The organism is Myxococcus vastator, assembly GCF_010894475.1.
Lineage (GTDB): Bacteria > Myxococcota > Myxococcia > Myxococcales > Myxococcaceae > Myxococcus > Myxococcus vastator.
On sequence record NZ_JAAIYB010000739.1, the window covers coordinates 1 to 2,426 of the forward strand.

Consider the following 2,426-nt stretch of genomic DNA (forward strand, 5'->3'; position numbering starts at 1 on the left):
CCTCCCGCCGCGACGGCCACCCGGCCCACGGGGACCCTGCCTGGCGCGAATGCGCCGGCGGCCACGGAGCCCAAGCCCCTGAAGCACCCGGGCATGCCCGAGGGGGCGCCTTCCTACAGCCCCTGGGAGCAGAGCACGGGCCGGGCGTCGGACGTGATGGTGAGCGGTGGGGACAACAGGCTCACGGCGCCCGCGGCCGCGAAGCAGACGATGTTCGTCGACAAGCCGGGCAGCCCCTTCCAGAAGGACACGTTCGGCGGCACGGTGAGCGGCAACGTGGGCTCGATGCAGGCCTCCACCGCGAGCTACAGCGGCGGTGGCGTGCGCCACTACTCGGCCCAGGCCGAGCTGCGTGGGCCGTACGCCGGCTACGAAATGCAGAAGACGCACGCGGGCCGGCTGGGCGTGACCAGCGGCCAGGTCTCCGCCGAGGCCAACTCCTTCAAGGGGCAGGCCCAGGCCGGTGTGTCGCTCGACAGGAACGAGCACGCCTACACGGCCGCGTTGACGGCGAAGGCGGAGACGGGCGTGGGCGTCACGGCGAGCGCGAGCCACGACTTCAACCGGCACGTGGGCGGGTACGTGAAGGGTGAGGCCAAGGCCTCTGCCTCCGCCTACGCCGAGGGCGTGGCCAGCCTGGACCCGAAGACGGGCACGGCGTTGCTCTCTGGGCAGGTGGGCGCGGCCGCCACGGCGGGCGCGTACGGCACTGCGGGGGGCCACGTGGGCCGGCTGCACGGCTCGGTCACCGGGGGCGTGGTGGCAGGCGCGGCGGCCCAGGCGGGCGGCAAGTTCGGCCTGGAGAATGGCTTCCTCAAGCACTCCGCGGACGTCAACGCCGCCGCGGGCCTGGGCACGCACGTGAAGGCCGACGTGGCGCTCGACCTGCGTCACCACATGCAGCCGGGCATCGCGGCGGGTCTGCGTCCCGCGCTCGCTGGCGCCACGAGCGTGGCCTCGCCGCCGAACGCCATCGCGCCGGAGAAGTCGCGCGTCGAGAACTTCTTCGCCAAGGCCTTCCACAGGGCCTGACAGGCTTCTCGGAGCGGCGGGTTCGATTCCCGCCGTACAGGTGGTTGGGAGCGTCGGCCGCCTGTGTTGCACGTATGTCACACGCTGGAGCAGGGGGCCGGTCGAGAACACCGACCGCCTCTCTCCGCGTGTCGGGGCTCAGATGGGCGCAGCGATTCGTCATCTCGATGGTCGCGTGCCCCATCAACTCCTGATAGCGGCGTGCGGATGAAGCGAGCAGCCGGAGGCTGTTGATCTGCAAGGTTCCCAGGGTCTCGTAGGACCATAGAGATTGTCAGACGCGGTTGCTATGTGGCCCCTTGCTCGCCGATGTCCTGGCGGCTGACCCGGGGGCCACATGAGAGCTTTAGGAATTGCTGCACTGTTGCTGTTTGCGAGCGGGTGCGCGTCGACTCGTGTCGTGCATCTACACACCGGGCGCGGAGAGCGAATCGCCTTCACCCCGGTCGAGTCCGACCCCGTCGAGATAGGCGAAGACGCGTTCAAGCGTGCTGTCGCGCAGCTCGTGCTCGACATGAGGCTCGACGTCGCCTTCAGGGAGGTTGAAGAGGACGATCGCCGCTCGTTGCTCGCGTCTTCCGGAGGGCTCGTCGACGGCGCGCAAGGCAAGTCTGTCCCTTCGGCATACGAGCGCATCTGCCAGCGGCAGGATGAGCCCCATGGCTGCCTGGGCATGCTGGCCGGTGGGTTTTCGCTGGGTCCCTCAGAACGGCGGATGCTTGCGCTCTATTTCGCGCTCGACACGGTGTGGGAGGGCGTCGAGGACGCGATTCGCGACATGGTGAATCCTGCCGCCCTGCGAGCGATGGTTACGACGGTGATTGGGACGGCGCTCGTGATGCTGGTCGCGCCCGAGCCCATGACGAAGGTCATCGCGATTGCCCTGACGGCCTCTCTCATCGCCTACCTTGGGACGGGGCCGGTGTGGAATCTCGGGCAAGGCTTCTTGCGTTTGCTCGACGAGTCCCGGGACGCGGCGGGCTTCGCGGACATAGAGAGGGCCGGGCATCGCTTCGGGAAGGTGCTGGGGGACAACGGGGCCCGCGTTCTGGTGATCGTCGCGTTGTCCGCGCTGGGCGGGAAGAGCGCGATGGCGGCGCAGGGACCGAAGATGCCGGGCTTCGCCCAGGCGGCTTCCCGGGCGCAACTTGAAGGGGGTTTCCAGCTATCAGGCGCGCTGGCCGGGGAGGTTCAGGCGATCTCGATTTCGTCGGCTGGGGTGCTGAACGTAACGCTCGCACCAACGGCGGTCGCCGCAGTCGCGATGGGCGAAGGCGCTGGGGCTGCGGTCGGACCTGTCGTGGGCGCTGGAGGACGGATTCAGGGTGACCCTGACGGAGAGATTCATCATATCTGCACTGATAAAAATGATAAATCTGACAGGACGGGTGGGC

The 2,426-nt window shown here is 68.5% G+C and carries 2 protein-coding genes and 1 pseudogene; 2 read left to right on the forward strand and 1 reads right to left on the reverse strand.

Going from position 1 to position 2,426, the window contains the following annotated elements:
- Nucleotides 1–1,032, forward strand: a 1,032-nt coding sequence (locus tag G4D87_RS36730; RefSeq protein WP_240358909.1) for a hypothetical protein, incomplete at its 5' end; no start/stop codon positions are given.
- 40 nt (nt 1,033–1,072) lie between these two features.
- On the opposite strand, the pseudogene G4D87_RS39805 reads toward G4D87_RS36730, so the two are convergent.
- A pseudogene (locus tag G4D87_RS39805) lies at nt 1,073–1,225 on the reverse strand (tyrosine-type recombinase/integrase); the annotation flags it as partial.
- Between the two features lie 144 nt (nt 1,226–1,369).
- Between G4D87_RS39805 and sitA5 the strand changes: the two are divergent.
- The coding region (gene sitA5, locus G4D87_RS36740; protein WP_163787435.1) for a SitA5 family polymorphic toxin at nt 1,370–2,426 on the forward strand (1,057 nt) is incomplete at its 3' end.